Below are 13,372 nucleotides of genomic sequence, written 5' to 3'. Positions count from 1 at the left end.
CTCCCTTTCACTTCTTACTCATCGCCGACTTCGCGGGCAGCAAGATTCAGGTTGAGCTTTTCACCCGAATCATCGTCTTCGTCGCTTTCACGCATGACGATCTCTTGTTCGTCTTCGGACAGGATCTTGACGTCCATGCCGAGGGATTGCAGTTCCTTGATCAAGACTTTGAACGACTCCGGAACACCCGGCTCCGGCACGTTCTCGCCTTTGACGATCGCTTCGTATGTTTTCACGCGACCGACGACATCGTCGGATTTGACGGTGAGGATCTCTTGGAGCGTGTAGGCCGCGCCGTATGCTTCCAGCGCCCAGACCTCCATCTCCCCGAAACGCTGGCCGCCGAACTGCGCCTTACCACCGAGCGGCTGCTGGGTGACGAGGGAGTACGGGCCGGTGGAACGGGCGTGGATCTTGTCGTCGACGAGATGGTGAAGTTTCAGCATGTACACGCAACCGACGGTGACGCGATTCTCGAACGGCTCGCCGGTGCGGCCGTCGTAGAGCACGTGCTTGCCGTCGCGGGCAAGGCCGGCTTCTTCAAGCGTGTCGAACACGTCTTCTTCGCGCGCGCCGTCGAAGACCGGAGTCGCGACGGAGAGTCCGAGTGCGCGGGCTGCCATGCCAAGGTGAGTCTCGAGGACCTGACCGATGTTCATACGGGACGGAACGCCCAGCGGGTTCAGGACGACCTGGACCGGCGTGCCGTCTTCGAGGAACGGCATGTCTTCCTCTGCCATGATGCGGGCGACGACACCTTTGTTGCCGTGGCGACCTGCCATCTTGTCACCTTCGGAGATCTTGCGCTTTTGTGCGATGTAGACGCGAACCAGTTGGTTGACGCCCGGCGGCAGTTCGTCGCCGTTGTCGCGGGTGAAGACTTTGACGTCGACGATGATGCCGGCGCCGCCGTGCGGGACGCGCAACGAGGTGTCGCGGACTTCGCGAGCTTTCTCGCCGAAGATCGCGTGCAGGAGGCGTTCCTCTGCGGTCAGCTCGGTAACACCCTTCGGCGTTACTTTACCGACGAGAATGTCGCCAGCGTCGATCTCTGCGCCTACGCGGATGATGCCGCGCTCGTCGAGATTTTTCAGTGCTTCATCCCCGACGTTCGGGATGTCGCGAGTGATCTCTTCCGGACCGAGCTTGGTGTCACGCGCTTCGCACTCGTATTCCTCGATGTGCAAGGAGGTGTAGACGTCTTCTTTGACCATCTTCTCAGAGAGCAGGATGGCATCCTCGTAGTTGTACCCTTCCCAGGTCATGAACGCGACGATGACGTTCTTGCCCAGTGCCAACTCACCTTGGTCCGTTGCCGGGCCGTCGGCGATGATCTGCCCCTTGACGATCTTCTCGCCTTGTTCGACGATCGGACGTTGGTTGATGCAGGTCCCTTGGTTGGAACGGGTGAACTTGAGCATCTTGTATTTGCGCAGATCGCCGTTGACGAGTCTGCCGTCGATTTCTTTTTGTTCGCGGATCCATACTTCGTTGGCTGCCACGCGCTCGACGACGCCGTTGTGGCGGGAGACAACGGTGGAACCGGAGTCTTTCGCTGCTTTGTGCTCCATGCCGGTGCCGACGAACGGCGCTTGCGGCTTGAGCAGCGGCACAGCCTGACGTTGCATGTTGGAACCCATCAGCGCGCGGTTCGCGTCATCGTTCTCAAGGAACGGGATGCACGCGGTCGCGACCGATACGACCTGCTTGGGCGAGACGTCGATGTAGTCGACGCGGTCCGGCGGCAGAAGCAACGTCTCTTCCTTGTAGCGGACGATGACCTGCGGGTCGATCAGGGTGCGGACTTCGTCGATGCCCGCGTTTGCCTGAGCGATGACGTAGTTGTCCTCTTCATCGGCGGTCAGGTAGTGAACCTCATCGGTGATCCGCTGAGTTTCCGGGTCTACCTTGCGATACGGAGTCTCGATAAAGCCGTAGTCGTTGACGCGCGCGTAGGTGGAGAGGTAGTTGATCAAACCGATGTTCGGACCTTCCGGGGTCTCGATCGGGCACATGCGGCCGTAGTGAGAGTGATGGACGTCGCGAACTTCGAAGCCTGCGCGCTCACGGGTCAGACCGCCCGGACCGAGGGCCGAGAGACGACGCTTGTGCGTCAGTTCTGCCAACGGGTTGGTTTGGTCCATGAACTGCGAGAGCTGCGAGGAGCCGAAGAACTCTTTGATCGCTGCGATGACCGGACGGATGTTGATCAACGCTTGCGGCGTGATCGCGTTCGCGTCCTGGATCGACATGCGCTCGCGGACGACGCGCTCCATACGGGACAGACCGATGCGGAACTGGTTGGTGAGCAGTTCGCCAACCGAGCGCAGGCGACGGTTGCCCAAGTGGTCGATGTCGTCGGTGTTGCCGACGCCGTGCAGGAGGTTGATGAAGTAGGAGATCGACGCGAGAATGTCGGACGCCGTGATGTGCTTGACGTTTTTGTCGACGTTCGCATTGCCGATGACCTTGATCACCTTGCCGTCCTCACGCGGCGAGAAGATGCGGATCTCCTGCAGCGGGATGATCTCTTCTTCGACGACGCCGGAGGTCGATTTGTAGGTGGTGTAGTTGACACCGTTGCTTTCCAGAGCCGGCAGGATGCGATCGAGCAGGCGGCGGTCGAGGATCTGACCTGCCTCTGCGATGATCTCACCGGTGGTCGGGTCGATCAAAGTCTCTGCGAGACGCTGACCGAGCAGACGGTTTTTAATATGTAACTTCTTGTTGATCTTGTAGCGACCGACGTTTGCAAGGTCATATCGCTTCGGATCGAAGAAGCGGGAGATCAGCAGGTTGCGAGCGTTCTCCAGCGTCGGCGGTTCGCCCGGACGCAGGCGCTCGTAGATTTCGAGAAGAGCTTTCTCGGTCGTTTCGGTGTTGTCCTTGTCCAAGGAGTTACGCAGGAACTCGTCTTCCCCGAGCAGGTTGAGAATCTCCGCGTCTGTACCGAAGCCGAGTGCGCGCAAAAGCACCGTGACGGGGATTTTCCGCGTACGGTCGATACGCACGTAGATGATGTCTTTCGCGTCGGTCTCCAGTTCCAGCCAAGCACCGCGGTTCGGGATGACGGTCGCGGTAAACGCCTTCTTCCCGTTCTTATCGATCTTGGTATTGAAGTAGACGCTTGGGGAACGAACTAGCTGAGAGACAATGACGCGCTCAGCACCGTTGATGATGAACGTGCCCGTGTCGGTCATCAGCGGGAAATCGCCCATGAAGACTTCCTGCTCTTTGACTTCACCCGTTTCACGATTGATGAGGCGAACTTTCACGCGCAGTGGAGCAGCATACGTGACGTCGCGCTCTTTAGATTCATCGACGGAGTACTTCGGCTCCCCGAGGCTGTAGTCAACGAACTCCAGCACCAGGTTTCCCGTAAAGTCCTGAATCGGCGAAATGTCCTGGAACATTTCTTTTAAGCCCTCGTCGAGGAACCATTGATAGGACTTCTGCTGAATCTCGATCAGGTTCGGCAGTTCCAAAACCTCTTCGAGACGTGCGTACGTTCTACGCTGGCGTCTGCCGTATTGCACTAGTTGTCCCTTCAAATCTGTCACCCCTCATACCTTTGGTCGATGACTCGCACCAAAAAAATAAAATGCGATACAGTTATGTAACCACATTTCAAGAACAGCATAATATTCATGTATTGCCATCCCAGCGGTCGAATAAACATTATTTCGACACACTCCCCTGATTATGGCAGTACGCATTTTATAACTATACAATATCGAAAATCGAATGTCAAACGAAAAATTTGCGAACAAATGTTCTATTTGTGGATCACTTGCCCACAACGGAAGATCCGATAGCCCGCATCGCGCGCCACATCTTCCACGCTGTCAAAGAGCTCCTCCAAACGTTTTTTCGCCGAGGGTGCACCTTGCTTCTTTTGAATAACAACCCACAACTCGCCCCGGTCGGTCAGGTGAGCGGCCGCCTGTTCGAAGATGGAGTGCACAGTCGCTTTGCCGGCGCGAATCGGCGGATTGGTCAGGATGCAATCGAACAGTCGCCCTTCGACCCCTGCCAACCGGTCACTGATCAGCGCCTTTGCGTTGGTCACGCCGTTGGCCTCGATGTTTCGCTTCGCCAACTCCACCGCGCGTTCGTTGACATCGACCATCGTCACCGAACCCTCCGGAACCAATCGCGATGCCGTAATGCCAATCGGCCCGTAGCCGCATCCGACATCGAGCACGTTCGCGTCGGACGGCATCTCCATCGTCTCGATCAAAAGCTCGCTGCCGAAGTCGATCTGTCCTTTCGAAAACACCCCCGCATCTGTCCAGAAGTTCAAATCGAACCCGCGCAGGGTGATGTGGACCTGACGCAACTGACTGGCGACGGTCGGTTTATTCGAATAGTAGTGATCGCTCACAGACGCACCTCCTATGCCTAATGTACCCAATTCAAAGAAAAGAATATCTAGGTTCCGGTAAAAATGCAAATAAAAAGCACCTTGTCGCAAGACAAGGTGCTTTTATCGGTCGAAAGGCAATTACTTGACTTCGACGGATGCGCCAGCTTCTTCCAGCTTCGCTTTGAGGGTTTCCGCATCTTCTTTGGAAACTTTCTCTTTGATCGCCTTCGGAGCGTTGTCGACGATTTCTTTTGCTTCTTTGAGGCCCAGACCGGTCAGTTCGCGAACAACTTTGATAACGTTGATCTTGGAACCGCCAGCAGAGGTCAGGATGACGTCGAATTCGGATTGCTCTTCAGCAGCTGCAACTGCGCCGCCACCTGCAACAACAACCGGAGCTGCTGCGGTTACGCCGAATTCTTCTTCGATTGCTTTAACGAGGTCGTTCAGTTCGAGAACGGACATGCCTTTGATGGCTTCGATGATTTGATCTTTAGACATTATAGTGAACCTCCCAAAATAGATATTGTTGTGTGGTGCTACGAAGCGAGTAAATTACGCTTCTTGCTTTTCTGCGATTTGCGAAACTGCGTATGCCAGGTTGCGCATCGGAGCTTGCAGCACGGAGAGAAGCATGGAGAGAAGACCTTCACGGTTCGGCAGTTCCGCCAGTGCGGTTACTTCTGCTTGGCCGATGATTTTGCCTTCAACGATGCCAGCTTTCAGTTCGAGAGCTTTGTGAGCTTTTGCGAAGTCGTTGAGGATCTTCGCCGGAGCTACTACATCGTCGTAGGAGAACGCGATCGCGCTCGGACCGGTCAGGAACTCGTTCACTTCGGACAAGTTCACTTGGTCAGCCGCGCGACGGGTCATGGTGTTCTTCAGAACTTTAAATTCAACGCCAGCTTCGCGCAGTTTCGCGCGGAGTTCGGTAACTTCCGCAACGGTCAGGCCGCGGTAGTCAGTGATGATCGTGGATTTAGAGTTTTGAAGCTTCTCAGCAATCTCGTTGACGAGAGTGACTTTTTCTTCACGGATACCCATCGTTACACCTCCTGTACTTATTCATGTCAAGAAGAAAGCCCCCGCAGACAAGATGCGAGGGCACACAAACACTGAACAAGTCAGTCGTTTATCGTCACACCTCGGTAGGATTTCTACCGGCGAGCCGGTTACCTACTGTCTACGGTTGCTCATATTCACTTAGGAACGAGGTCTATCTTATCACGCATGACTCAGAAAGTCAAAGTGTAGATTCTCGTATATGAGCTTCCAAATCTCGGTATTACAGGGTTACTGCAACTTTGACGCCCGGGCCCATGGTGGAAGAAACGGTAACGTTCTTCATGTAGGTGCCTTTTGCTGCAGCCGGCTTCGCCTTTTGCAGGGTGTCTACGAGGGTTTGGAAGTTTTCAACCAGCTTTTCGGTTTCGAAGGAAACTTTGCCGATCGGAGCGTGGATGTTGCCCTGACGGTCGACGCGGTATTCGATCTTACCAGCTTTGATTTCGTTGACAGCTTTCGTTACGTCGAAGGTAACGGTGCCGGTCTTCGGGTTCGGCATCAGGCCTTTCGGACCGAGTACGCGACCGAGTTTACCAACAGAAGCCATCATGTCCGGAGTAGCGACCACAACATCAAAATCGAACCAGCCTTGGTTGATTTTGTTGATGAGGTCCTCATCACCGACGAAGTCTGCACCAGCAGCTTCAGCTTCTTTTGCTTTTTCGCCTTTTGCGAAGACGAGAACGCGTTGGGTCTTGCCGGTGCCGTGCGGCAGTACAACCGCACCGCGGATTTGTTGGTCAGCTTTCTTCGGGTCAACGCCCAGACGGAAAGCAACCTCTACAGTTTCGTCAAACTTTGCGCGAGCCGCTTGCTTGACCAGGTTAACAGCGTCAACCGGTGCGTAAGCTTGTGCGGAGTCGACGAGTTTGACAGCTTCAGCATATTTCTTGCCTACTTTTGCCATTTCGAAGTTCCTCCTTTTGTGGTGATATCGGGTGACAAGCAACCTCCCACGAATAAGGGCTGGCAGCGACTAGTCTCTACCAACCCCCGACGAGAAGATGAAGACGTGATTAGTCTTCGATCGTGATGCCCATGCTGCGAGCGGTACCTTCGACCATACGCATTGCGGATTCAACATTCGCTGCGTTGAGGTCAGGCATTTTCGTCTCAGCGATCTCACGAACTTGAGCGCGCTTGACGGTTGCAACCTTCTTTTTATTCGGTTCACCGGAACCCGACTCGATGCCTGCAGCTTTCTTCAGCAGGATTGCAGCCGGCGGGGTCTTGGTTTCGAACGTGAAGGAACGGTCTTCATAAACCGTGATGACAACCGGGATGATCAAGCCTGCTGCGTCTGCGGTGCGAGCGTTGAACTCTTTGCAGAAGCCCATGATGTTTACCCCAGCTTGACCAAGTGCCGGACCTACCGGCGGTGCAGGGGTGGCTTTTGCTGCCGGGATTTGAAGCTTCACCAGTTTCATTACCTTTTTAGCCACTACGTCCACCTCCTTCTTCAGAGAATGTGGTACAAACGGAACCTCGGGCTCCTCCCACTAAAAACAAGGTCTAAAGCACAGTGTTGCAGTAGACCTAAACATAACCACACAAGATTATAGCTTCTCGACCTGATCAAAGTCAAGCTCGAGTGGGGTTTCACGACCGAACATGGAGACGAGAACTTTCAGTTTCTGTCGGTCCTCGTAGATCTCCTCGATGGAGCCCACGATGTTTGCAAAAGGCCCGTCCGTCACGCGAACCGCTTCCTTGAGGGCGAATTCGATCTTCCGTCTGACCTCTTCCACACCCATCGATCTGAGAATCGTCTTGACTTCGCCAGGCTTGAGCGGGATCGGCTTCGAACCTGCGCCGGTAGATCCCACGAATCCAGTTACGCCGGGCGTGTTACGCACGACATACCAAGAATCGTCGGTCATGATCATCTCGACGAGCACGTAGCCCGGGAATACTTTACGCTGTACGTTTTTCTTCTTCCCGTTTTTAACCTCTTCCGCCTCTTCCGTCGGGACAAGGACACGGAAAATCTTGTCTTCCATCTCCATCGAAACGACGCGCTTTTCAAGGTTGGTCTTTACTTTGTTCTCATAACCGGAGTAGGTATGGACGACATACCACTGTTTCTCGATTTGTTCCATGAACGTGAGGGCAGGATGCCCGTCCCCCCTATAGCTGTGGATAGTTTGGTTAAAGCGCTCAAGACCTTAAAGCCCGATCAGTCTCAACAGGTAGTTGATCCCTGCGTCGAACAACAAGATCAAGAGAATGACAAAAATACACGTGACCAGCACGACCATGGTGTAGGAGAAGAGCTCCTTCCGGTTCGGCCAGCGCACGCGCTTCAGCTCACCCCATGCGTCCTTGAAAAATAGTGTGGATCGCTTGAAAAAGCCTGGGCGAGTCTGTTTCGTCTCACCTGCAACTGCGTTTGCCATGTGTGTTCACCCCTTGTTCGAGTGGTGTAAGCACCATTAGCGGGTTTCGCGGTGCACAGTGTGAGAATTGCAGAACTTGCAAAACTTCTTCATCTCGATGCGGTCCGGGTTGTTCTTCTTGTTCTTTTTCGTGATGTAGTTACGTTGCTTGCAATCGGTGCAAGCCATGGTGACGTTCACGCGCATCTATGACACCTCCTACTAGGTTGCTCTGGTATAGGCAGACTTGTACAAAGACATGGATACCTATGTTAATTTAGCACATGGCTATAGTGATGTCAATCGAAATGCCTTGAATGGCCGTCGATTGGACGCGGCACTATCTGTATCATGACCAACTATTTGCCATCTTAAACGGATAAAGCAAAAGACAGGCAATTTTGACCTGTCTTTGCTGCGTCTATAGTTGGTTGCGGGGACAGGACTTGAACCTGCGACCTTCGGGTTATGAGCCCGACGAGCTGCCAACTGCTCCACCCCGCGTCAGGGTCGGCCGAGCCTGACGCTCTGACCGACAATCTAATCATACAGAAAACGACCGCAACAGTCAACAAATTAATTAATGTCCCGAATCTCCAAGTAGCGTTCCAGCTTGCGCTTGACCCGCTGCAAGGCGTTGTCAATCGACTTGACATGACGTTTCAGATCGACAGCGATCTCTTGATAAGAGCGTCCGTCGAGGTAGAGCATCAGCACTTTGCGTTCCAAGTCACTCAAGATCTCGCCCATGCGAACTTCGATATCATCAAACTCTTCTTGGTTGATGATCAGTTCTTCCGGGTCGGTCACTCGGGAACCGCAGATCACATCAAGCAGCGTGCGATCCGAATCTTCGTCATAGATCGGCTTGTCCAAAGACACGTAGGAATTGAGCGGGATATGTTTTTGACGGGTGGCCGTCTTGATCGCGGTGATAATCTGCCGTGTGATGCACAGCTCGGCAAACGCTTTGAACGAAGCGAGCTTGTCGTCGCGGAAGTCGCGGATCGATTTGTACAAACCGATCATGCCTTCTTGGACAATGTCTTCACGATCGGCACCGATCAGGAAATAAGAACGTGCTTTGGCGCGTACGAAATTCTTGTATTTATGGATCAAATATTCAAGAGCTTCGTCATCGCCTTGTCGCACCAGTTCGACCAAGACCTCGTCGGACATCGACTCGAGGTCTTGCAATTGACCTGCAGGAACAGTGCTTGCCAACTCTCATCCCTCCGACTACAGGCGTGGCGCCAAGATAAGAGTATTATACTTTATGTAATCTAACAGGGTCAATTGCTAACTTCCGTCATTTCCTTCTCCACTTTTCAAACTTTTCCCGAACTTCCGGTGTCAGATAGCTGTCCAGTCGATTGTGTTGCGTCGGGATTTGCTTGACTCGCTCCCGAATTTCCTTTTTGGCATCGATCACATCTTGGCGCAGCTCCCTGGCGGAGATGCGCAACGCACCGCCGCCGAAAGTGACCTGCTGCTCCACGTAGTCGCTGGTGGCGACGTAAATATGCTGTCTGACCTTTTCTCGCTCGAACATAAAGACGAGCCGTTCAATCAGCTCGTCCGCCGTTTCCAGTTCTTTCGTGTACATCAATTTGATGCCCGCGATGATCTCTTCAGACCGGTTCCCGCGGGCCAGATGGGCGTCAAAGACGACGATCACGTCCCGGCCCGTGATCGCCTTGTATTCTTTGAGATCATCGATCAACTGGTCCCGGGCCGCCTCCAAGCGTTCGAGCTTCAAGGCGCGCAGCTCCGGCCAGTCGCCAATGATGTTGTACCCGTCGACGATCAGGATCTCGCGCAGCATGGCGGAAGAAAAGGTCCGCCTTACTTCTTGCCGCCGCGCTGACGGAGCGCTTCGTAGAGCAGGATGCCCGTCGCAACACCGGCGTTAAGCGATTGGACTTGTCCAACCATCGGCAGGCGCACGAGGTGGTCGCAGCGCTTTTTAACCACTTCGCCGAGTCCCTTGCCTTCGTTGCCGATGACGATGACCGTCGGGCCGGTCATGTCGACCTGATGATAGAGTTGCTGCGTGTCCACATCGGTGCCGACGACCCAGTAGCCCATCTTCTTCAACGATTCGATCGTCTGGGAGATGTTGTTGACGCGGGCAACCGGCACGTGTTCGATCGCGCCTGCCGACGATTTGGCCACGGTGGCGGTCAGCGGCACAGCGCGACGCTTCGGAATGACGACGCCGTGTGCGCCCACCGCATCGGCGGAGCGCAGGATCGAGCCGAGGTTGTGCGGGTCTTCGATCTCGTCGAGGACGAGGATCAGACCCGGACGGGGCGAGTTTTTCGCCGCTTCGACGATGACGTCGAGCTCGACGTATTCCTTGGCGGAGATGTAGGCGATGACGCCTTGGTGGTTGCGGCCTTCCGCGATCACATCGAGCTTGGCTTTCGGTACGCTTTGGATCAGGATGCCTTGGGCGCGGGCTTTGGTCAGGATCTCCATGACGGTGGAGCCGTGCGAGTCTTCGAGCAGCAGGATCTTGTTGATCTCGCGGCCCGCCTTCAGCGCTTCCAGCACCGGGTGACGGCCTTCTACCTGCTCGTTGCCCGTCCCTTGGCCGACCGCTTCCTCACGGTCGCGCTCCCGGTCACGATCCCGGTTCTCGGTGCGCGGTGCGCGCGGCGGACGGTTTTCACGGCCTTCTTTTTTATCGCGTCCTGCGAAGTCACGGCCGGTACGTCCGACGACGGTGCGGCCGCTGCGGCCCGGTTTGCTGTTTTTCGGTTTTCTCATGAGTGTCTATCTCCCTTGTGTCTGTGTCGGTTGGTTTTCTAAAAATGAGATGCCCGCCTGCGCGATCTCTTGCACGCGGTCATAGCGTCTTTGCAAATACAGATAGCCGAGCAGCGCTTCAAAGCCGGTCGCGTGCCGGTAGTCGATCAGGTCGGCGTTTTTCGGCACCGATCCCGATTTGGCATTGCGCCCGCGCTTCATCACGGAGAGCTCCTCTTCGCTTAACGTCTCCATGATGTGATGCAACACGTCCGACTGCGACTTGGCCTTCACGTAGCGCGTGGCAAATTTGTGCAGTCGGTCCGGCTTCATCTCCCCGAGGCAGAGCAGATGTTCGCGCACGAGAATCTCCCAGACCGCGTCCCCGATATAGGCGAGGGCAAGACCTGGCATCTCGTTCGGTTTTTTGCTCATGTGATCGAGGGAGGTGAGTCCTTTTAATCCTTCGGTGTCGAAGGTCATCGCTACACCCGCTTCCATTTCACGCCCTGCGGCGTGTCTTCCAGCACGATGCCCATCGCGGTCAGTTGATCGCGGATCTCGTCTGCGCGCGCCCAGTTCTTCGTCTGACGGGCTTCGGTGCGCGCTGCGATCAACGCTTCCACTTCGGCGTCGAGCGAAGCTTCTTCCGCTGCCACGGAGATGCCCAGCACGCCCATGAACTCCTCGATCAGCTCGATGTAGCCGGTCAGTGCCTGCGCCGACACGCTCTCTTGGCGCAAATAGTGGTTGGCATCGCCGACCAACTCAAAGATCTCGGTGATCGCATCGGCCGTATTGAAATCATCATCCATGCGGGCGCGGAATTTGGCGCGGTAGCTCTCGAGGTCCACAGTATCAGCATGACCGTCCGATGCGGTCCCTAATCGATACCGGAGGTTCTCATAGCAGGTGGTGATCCGGCTAAATCCGGCATCGGCGTTGCCGACCAACTCCTCGGAGAAATTGACCGGATTGCGATAGTGTGCGGAGAGGATCAGGAAGCGCAACACGCGGCCGTCGTATTTTTGGAGCAGGTCGCTGGCGGTGGTGAAGTTGCCGGTCGACTTGGACATCTTTTCGTTGTTCATGTTGATAAAAGCGTTATGGAGCCAGTACTTGGCGAACGTTTTGTGCGTGCAGGCTTCCGTCTGCGCCACTTCGTTCTCGTGATGCGGGAAGGTCAGGTCGACGCCGCCGCCGTGGATGTCGATCTGCTCACCGAGATATTTCAAGCTCATCGCGGAGCACTCGATGTGCCAGCCCGGTCGGCCTGCGCCCCACGGAGAATCCCAAGAGATCTCGCCCGGTTTCGCCGCTTTCCACAGCGCGAAGTCAAGCGGGCTGTTTTTCTTCTCGCTCACTTCGACACGGGCACCCGCTTGCAGATTTTCCAGCGTCTGTCCGGACAGTCGGCCATATTCCGGGAAGCTCTGCGTGGAAAAATACACATCGCCTTCCGACTCATAGGCGTGACCGCCTGAAATCAAACGCTCGATCATCTCGATGATCTCCGGCATCTCCTCGGTGACGCGAGGATGAGCGGTGGCTCGTTCCACGCCGAGCGCATCCGCATCGGCAAAGTACGCGTCCACATATTTGTCTGCCACCTGCTGCGGGGTCAGCCCCTCTTCATGACCGCGCTTGATGATCTTGTCATCGACGTCGGTGAAGTTTTGGACGTAGTGCACTTCGTAGCCGCTGTAGGTCAGATAGCGGCGGATCGTATCAAAGACGACGAACGGACGGGCATTGCCGATGTGAAAATAGTTATAGACCGTCGGCCCGCACACGTACATTTTTACCTTTCCCGGTTCGAGCGGTTCAAATCGCTCTTTTTTGCGTGTCATGGTGTTATACACCTGAATTGACATCGCGCTTTCCTCCTATCTCTTGCTGTTCTTTTAAGCGTTCCACTTCTGTCTGCAAACGATCAATCTCCGACTGCATTTGCTTAAGCAGGATCATCACCGGGTCAGGCAAGTTGATCTGGTCGAGGTCCTGCTGTTTTTTCTGGCCGTCCTGGATCACGATCCGGCCCGGTATGCCGACGACGGTGGAATTGGCCGGCACCTCGCGCAGCACGACCGAGCCGGCGCCGATCCGCGAGTTGTCGCCGATGGTGAAGGAGCCGAGCACCTTGGCTCCCGACGCGACGAGGACGTTGTTGCCTAGGGTCGGATGCCGCTTGCCTTTCTCCTTGCCGGTGCCGCCCAGCGTGACCCCTTGATACAGGGTGCAATCGTCACCGATCTCCGCCGTCTCGCCGATGACGACGCCGCTGCCGTGGTCGATAAACAGCCGTCGGCCCAGCGTCGCACCGGGATGGATCTCGATCCCGGTGAGGAAGCGGGCGAGCTGCGAGATGATGCGGGCTGCGGTGAACCAGCCGCGCAACCAGAAAAAGTTTGAAATCCGATGCAGCCAGATCGCATGCAGACCGGAATAGGTCAACACGACCTCGAACGCGCTGCGTGCCGCCGGGTCGCGGTCGAAGACCGCGTGGATGTCTTCTCGCATCCGCTTGATCATGATGTCACATCCTTCTCGTTGTGCGTGAAAAAAGCCGTCTCGATGCCAAAGACGCCGATGCCAGGCGCTTTTGACAGAGACGGCTCGTTGACCGCGGTTCCACTCTGCTTGGTGATCGAACGTTCGTTCGCCCACCCGCTCTTGACCGATAACGGCGGTCTGCCGTCGGGCATTTCCTCCCGCGAAGAGCAAGGCGCATTCGAGAGGCCGTGTCCCCGTGTTCGCTCGCAGCACACGACCCGATGCAACTGGCGGGGTTCGTGGCGAACACTCTCTGGGAGGG

Annotated in this window: 16 protein-coding genes, 1 tRNA gene and 1 other annotated feature; all 17 genes read right to left on the bottom strand. The window is 55.6% G+C overall.

Annotated elements, in window-relative coordinates:
* Positions 1 to 14 precede the first annotated feature (14 nt).
* The 17 genes from rpoB to OS242_RS20425 all read right to left on the bottom strand — a co-directional run bounded on the left by rpoB (position 15) and on the right by OS242_RS20425 (position 13,262).
* The gene (rpoB, locus tag OS242_RS20505) at positions 15 to 3,551 is read right to left on the bottom strand and encodes a DNA-directed RNA polymerase subunit beta (protein WP_267153541.1); all 3,537 of its coding nucleotides are present in this window, start codon (positions 3,549 to 3,551) and stop codon (positions 15 to 17) included.
* Positions 3,552 to 3,775: 224 nt separating this feature from the next.
* Positions 3,776 to 4,384, bottom strand: a complete 609-nt coding sequence (locus tag OS242_RS20500; protein WP_267153540.1) for a class I SAM-dependent methyltransferase — start codon at positions 4,382 to 4,384, stop codon at positions 3,776 to 3,778.
* Positions 4,385 to 4,504: 120 nt separating this feature from the next.
* Complete coding sequence (gene rplL, locus OS242_RS20495; protein ID WP_267153539.1) at positions 4,505 to 4,867, bottom strand: 50S ribosomal protein L7/L12; 363 nt, start codon at positions 4,865 to 4,867, stop codon at positions 4,505 to 4,507.
* Positions 4,868 to 4,921: 54 nt separating this feature from the next.
* The gene (rplJ, locus tag OS242_RS20490; RefSeq protein WP_267153538.1) at positions 4,922 to 5,410 is read right to left on the bottom strand and encodes a 50S ribosomal protein L10; all 489 of its coding nucleotides are present in this window, start codon (positions 5,408 to 5,410) and stop codon (positions 4,922 to 4,924) included.
* 22 nt (positions 5,411 to 5,432) lie between these two features.
* Positions 5,433 to 5,573, bottom strand: a sequence feature (ribosomal protein L10 leader region).
* A 78-nt stretch (positions 5,574 to 5,651) separates the two neighbouring features.
* On the bottom strand, positions 5,652 to 6,338 hold the full coding sequence (gene rplA / locus OS242_RS20485; RefSeq protein ID WP_267153537.1) for a 50S ribosomal protein L1: 687 nt from the start codon (positions 6,336 to 6,338) through the stop codon (positions 5,652 to 5,654).
* Positions 6,339 to 6,447: 109 nt separating this feature from the next.
* A complete protein-coding gene (rplK, locus tag OS242_RS20480; RefSeq protein WP_267153536.1) occupies positions 6,448 to 6,873 on the bottom strand; it encodes a 50S ribosomal protein L11 in 426 nt (141 codons plus the stop codon).
* Positions 6,874 to 6,987: 114 nt separating this feature from the next.
* On the bottom strand, positions 6,988 to 7,521 hold the full coding sequence (gene nusG / locus OS242_RS20475; protein ID WP_267153598.1) for a transcription termination/antitermination protein NusG: 534 nt from the start codon (positions 7,519 to 7,521) through the stop codon (positions 6,988 to 6,990).
* A 75-nt stretch (positions 7,522 to 7,596) separates the two neighbouring features.
* Entirely contained in the window at positions 7,597 to 7,827 is a 231-nt protein-coding gene (gene secE / locus OS242_RS20470) for a preprotein translocase subunit SecE (RefSeq protein ID WP_267153535.1), read from the bottom strand.
* A gap of 36 nt (positions 7,828 to 7,863) precedes the next feature.
* Positions 7,864 to 8,013, bottom strand: a complete 150-nt coding sequence (gene rpmG / locus OS242_RS20465) for a 50S ribosomal protein L33 (RefSeq protein ID WP_267153534.1) — start codon at positions 8,011 to 8,013, stop codon at positions 7,864 to 7,866.
* Positions 8,014 to 8,234: 221 nt separating this feature from the next.
* Positions 8,235 to 8,310: transfer RNA gene (locus OS242_RS20460), tRNA-Met, on the bottom strand.
* Between the two features lie 72 nt (positions 8,311 to 8,382).
* Positions 8,383 to 9,030, bottom strand: coding sequence for an RNA polymerase sporulation sigma factor SigH (sigH, locus tag OS242_RS20455; RefSeq protein ID WP_267153533.1), 648 nt, complete (start codon positions 9,028 to 9,030; stop codon positions 8,383 to 8,385).
* A gap of 85 nt (positions 9,031 to 9,115) precedes the next feature.
* Positions 9,116 to 9,631: an NYN domain-containing protein gene (locus OS242_RS20450; protein WP_267153532.1), complete on the bottom strand. Its 516-nt coding sequence runs from the start codon at positions 9,629 to 9,631 to the stop codon at positions 9,116 to 9,118.
* A 20-nt stretch (positions 9,632 to 9,651) separates the two neighbouring features.
* On the bottom strand, positions 9,652 to 10,578 hold the full coding sequence (gene rlmB, locus OS242_RS20445) for a 23S rRNA (guanosine(2251)-2'-O)-methyltransferase RlmB (RefSeq protein ID WP_267153531.1): 927 nt from the start codon (positions 10,576 to 10,578) through the stop codon (positions 9,652 to 9,654).
* Between the two features lie 6 nt (positions 10,579 to 10,584).
* Positions 10,585 to 11,058, bottom strand: coding sequence for a Mini-ribonuclease 3 (locus OS242_RS20440; protein WP_323372985.1), 474 nt, complete (start codon positions 11,056 to 11,058; stop codon positions 10,585 to 10,587).
* Entirely contained in the window at positions 11,043 to 12,431 is a 1,389-nt protein-coding gene (cysS, locus tag OS242_RS20435) for a cysteine--tRNA ligase (RefSeq protein WP_267153530.1), read from the bottom strand. Before cysS ends, OS242_RS20440 begins: the two co-directional genes overlap by 16 nt.
* Entirely contained in the window at positions 12,412 to 13,089 is a 678-nt protein-coding gene (cysE, locus tag OS242_RS20430) for a serine O-acetyltransferase (RefSeq protein WP_267153529.1), read from the bottom strand. Before cysE ends, cysS begins: the two co-directional genes overlap by 20 nt.
* Positions 13,086 to 13,262 carry a hypothetical protein gene (locus OS242_RS20425; protein ID WP_267153528.1) on the bottom strand — a complete coding sequence of 59 codons (177 nt, stop codon included), beginning with the start codon at positions 13,260 to 13,262 and terminating at the stop codon, positions 13,086 to 13,088. Before OS242_RS20425 ends, cysE begins: the two co-directional genes overlap by 4 nt.
* Positions 13,263 to 13,372 lie beyond the last annotated feature (110 nt).

Source organism: Tumebacillus lacus (assembly GCF_026410385.1).
In the GTDB taxonomy this organism is placed as follows: domain Bacteria; phylum Bacillota; class Bacilli; order Tumebacillales; family Tumebacillaceae; genus Tumebacillus; species Tumebacillus lacus.
This window is presented reverse-complemented; position numbering and strand designations above follow the sequence as displayed.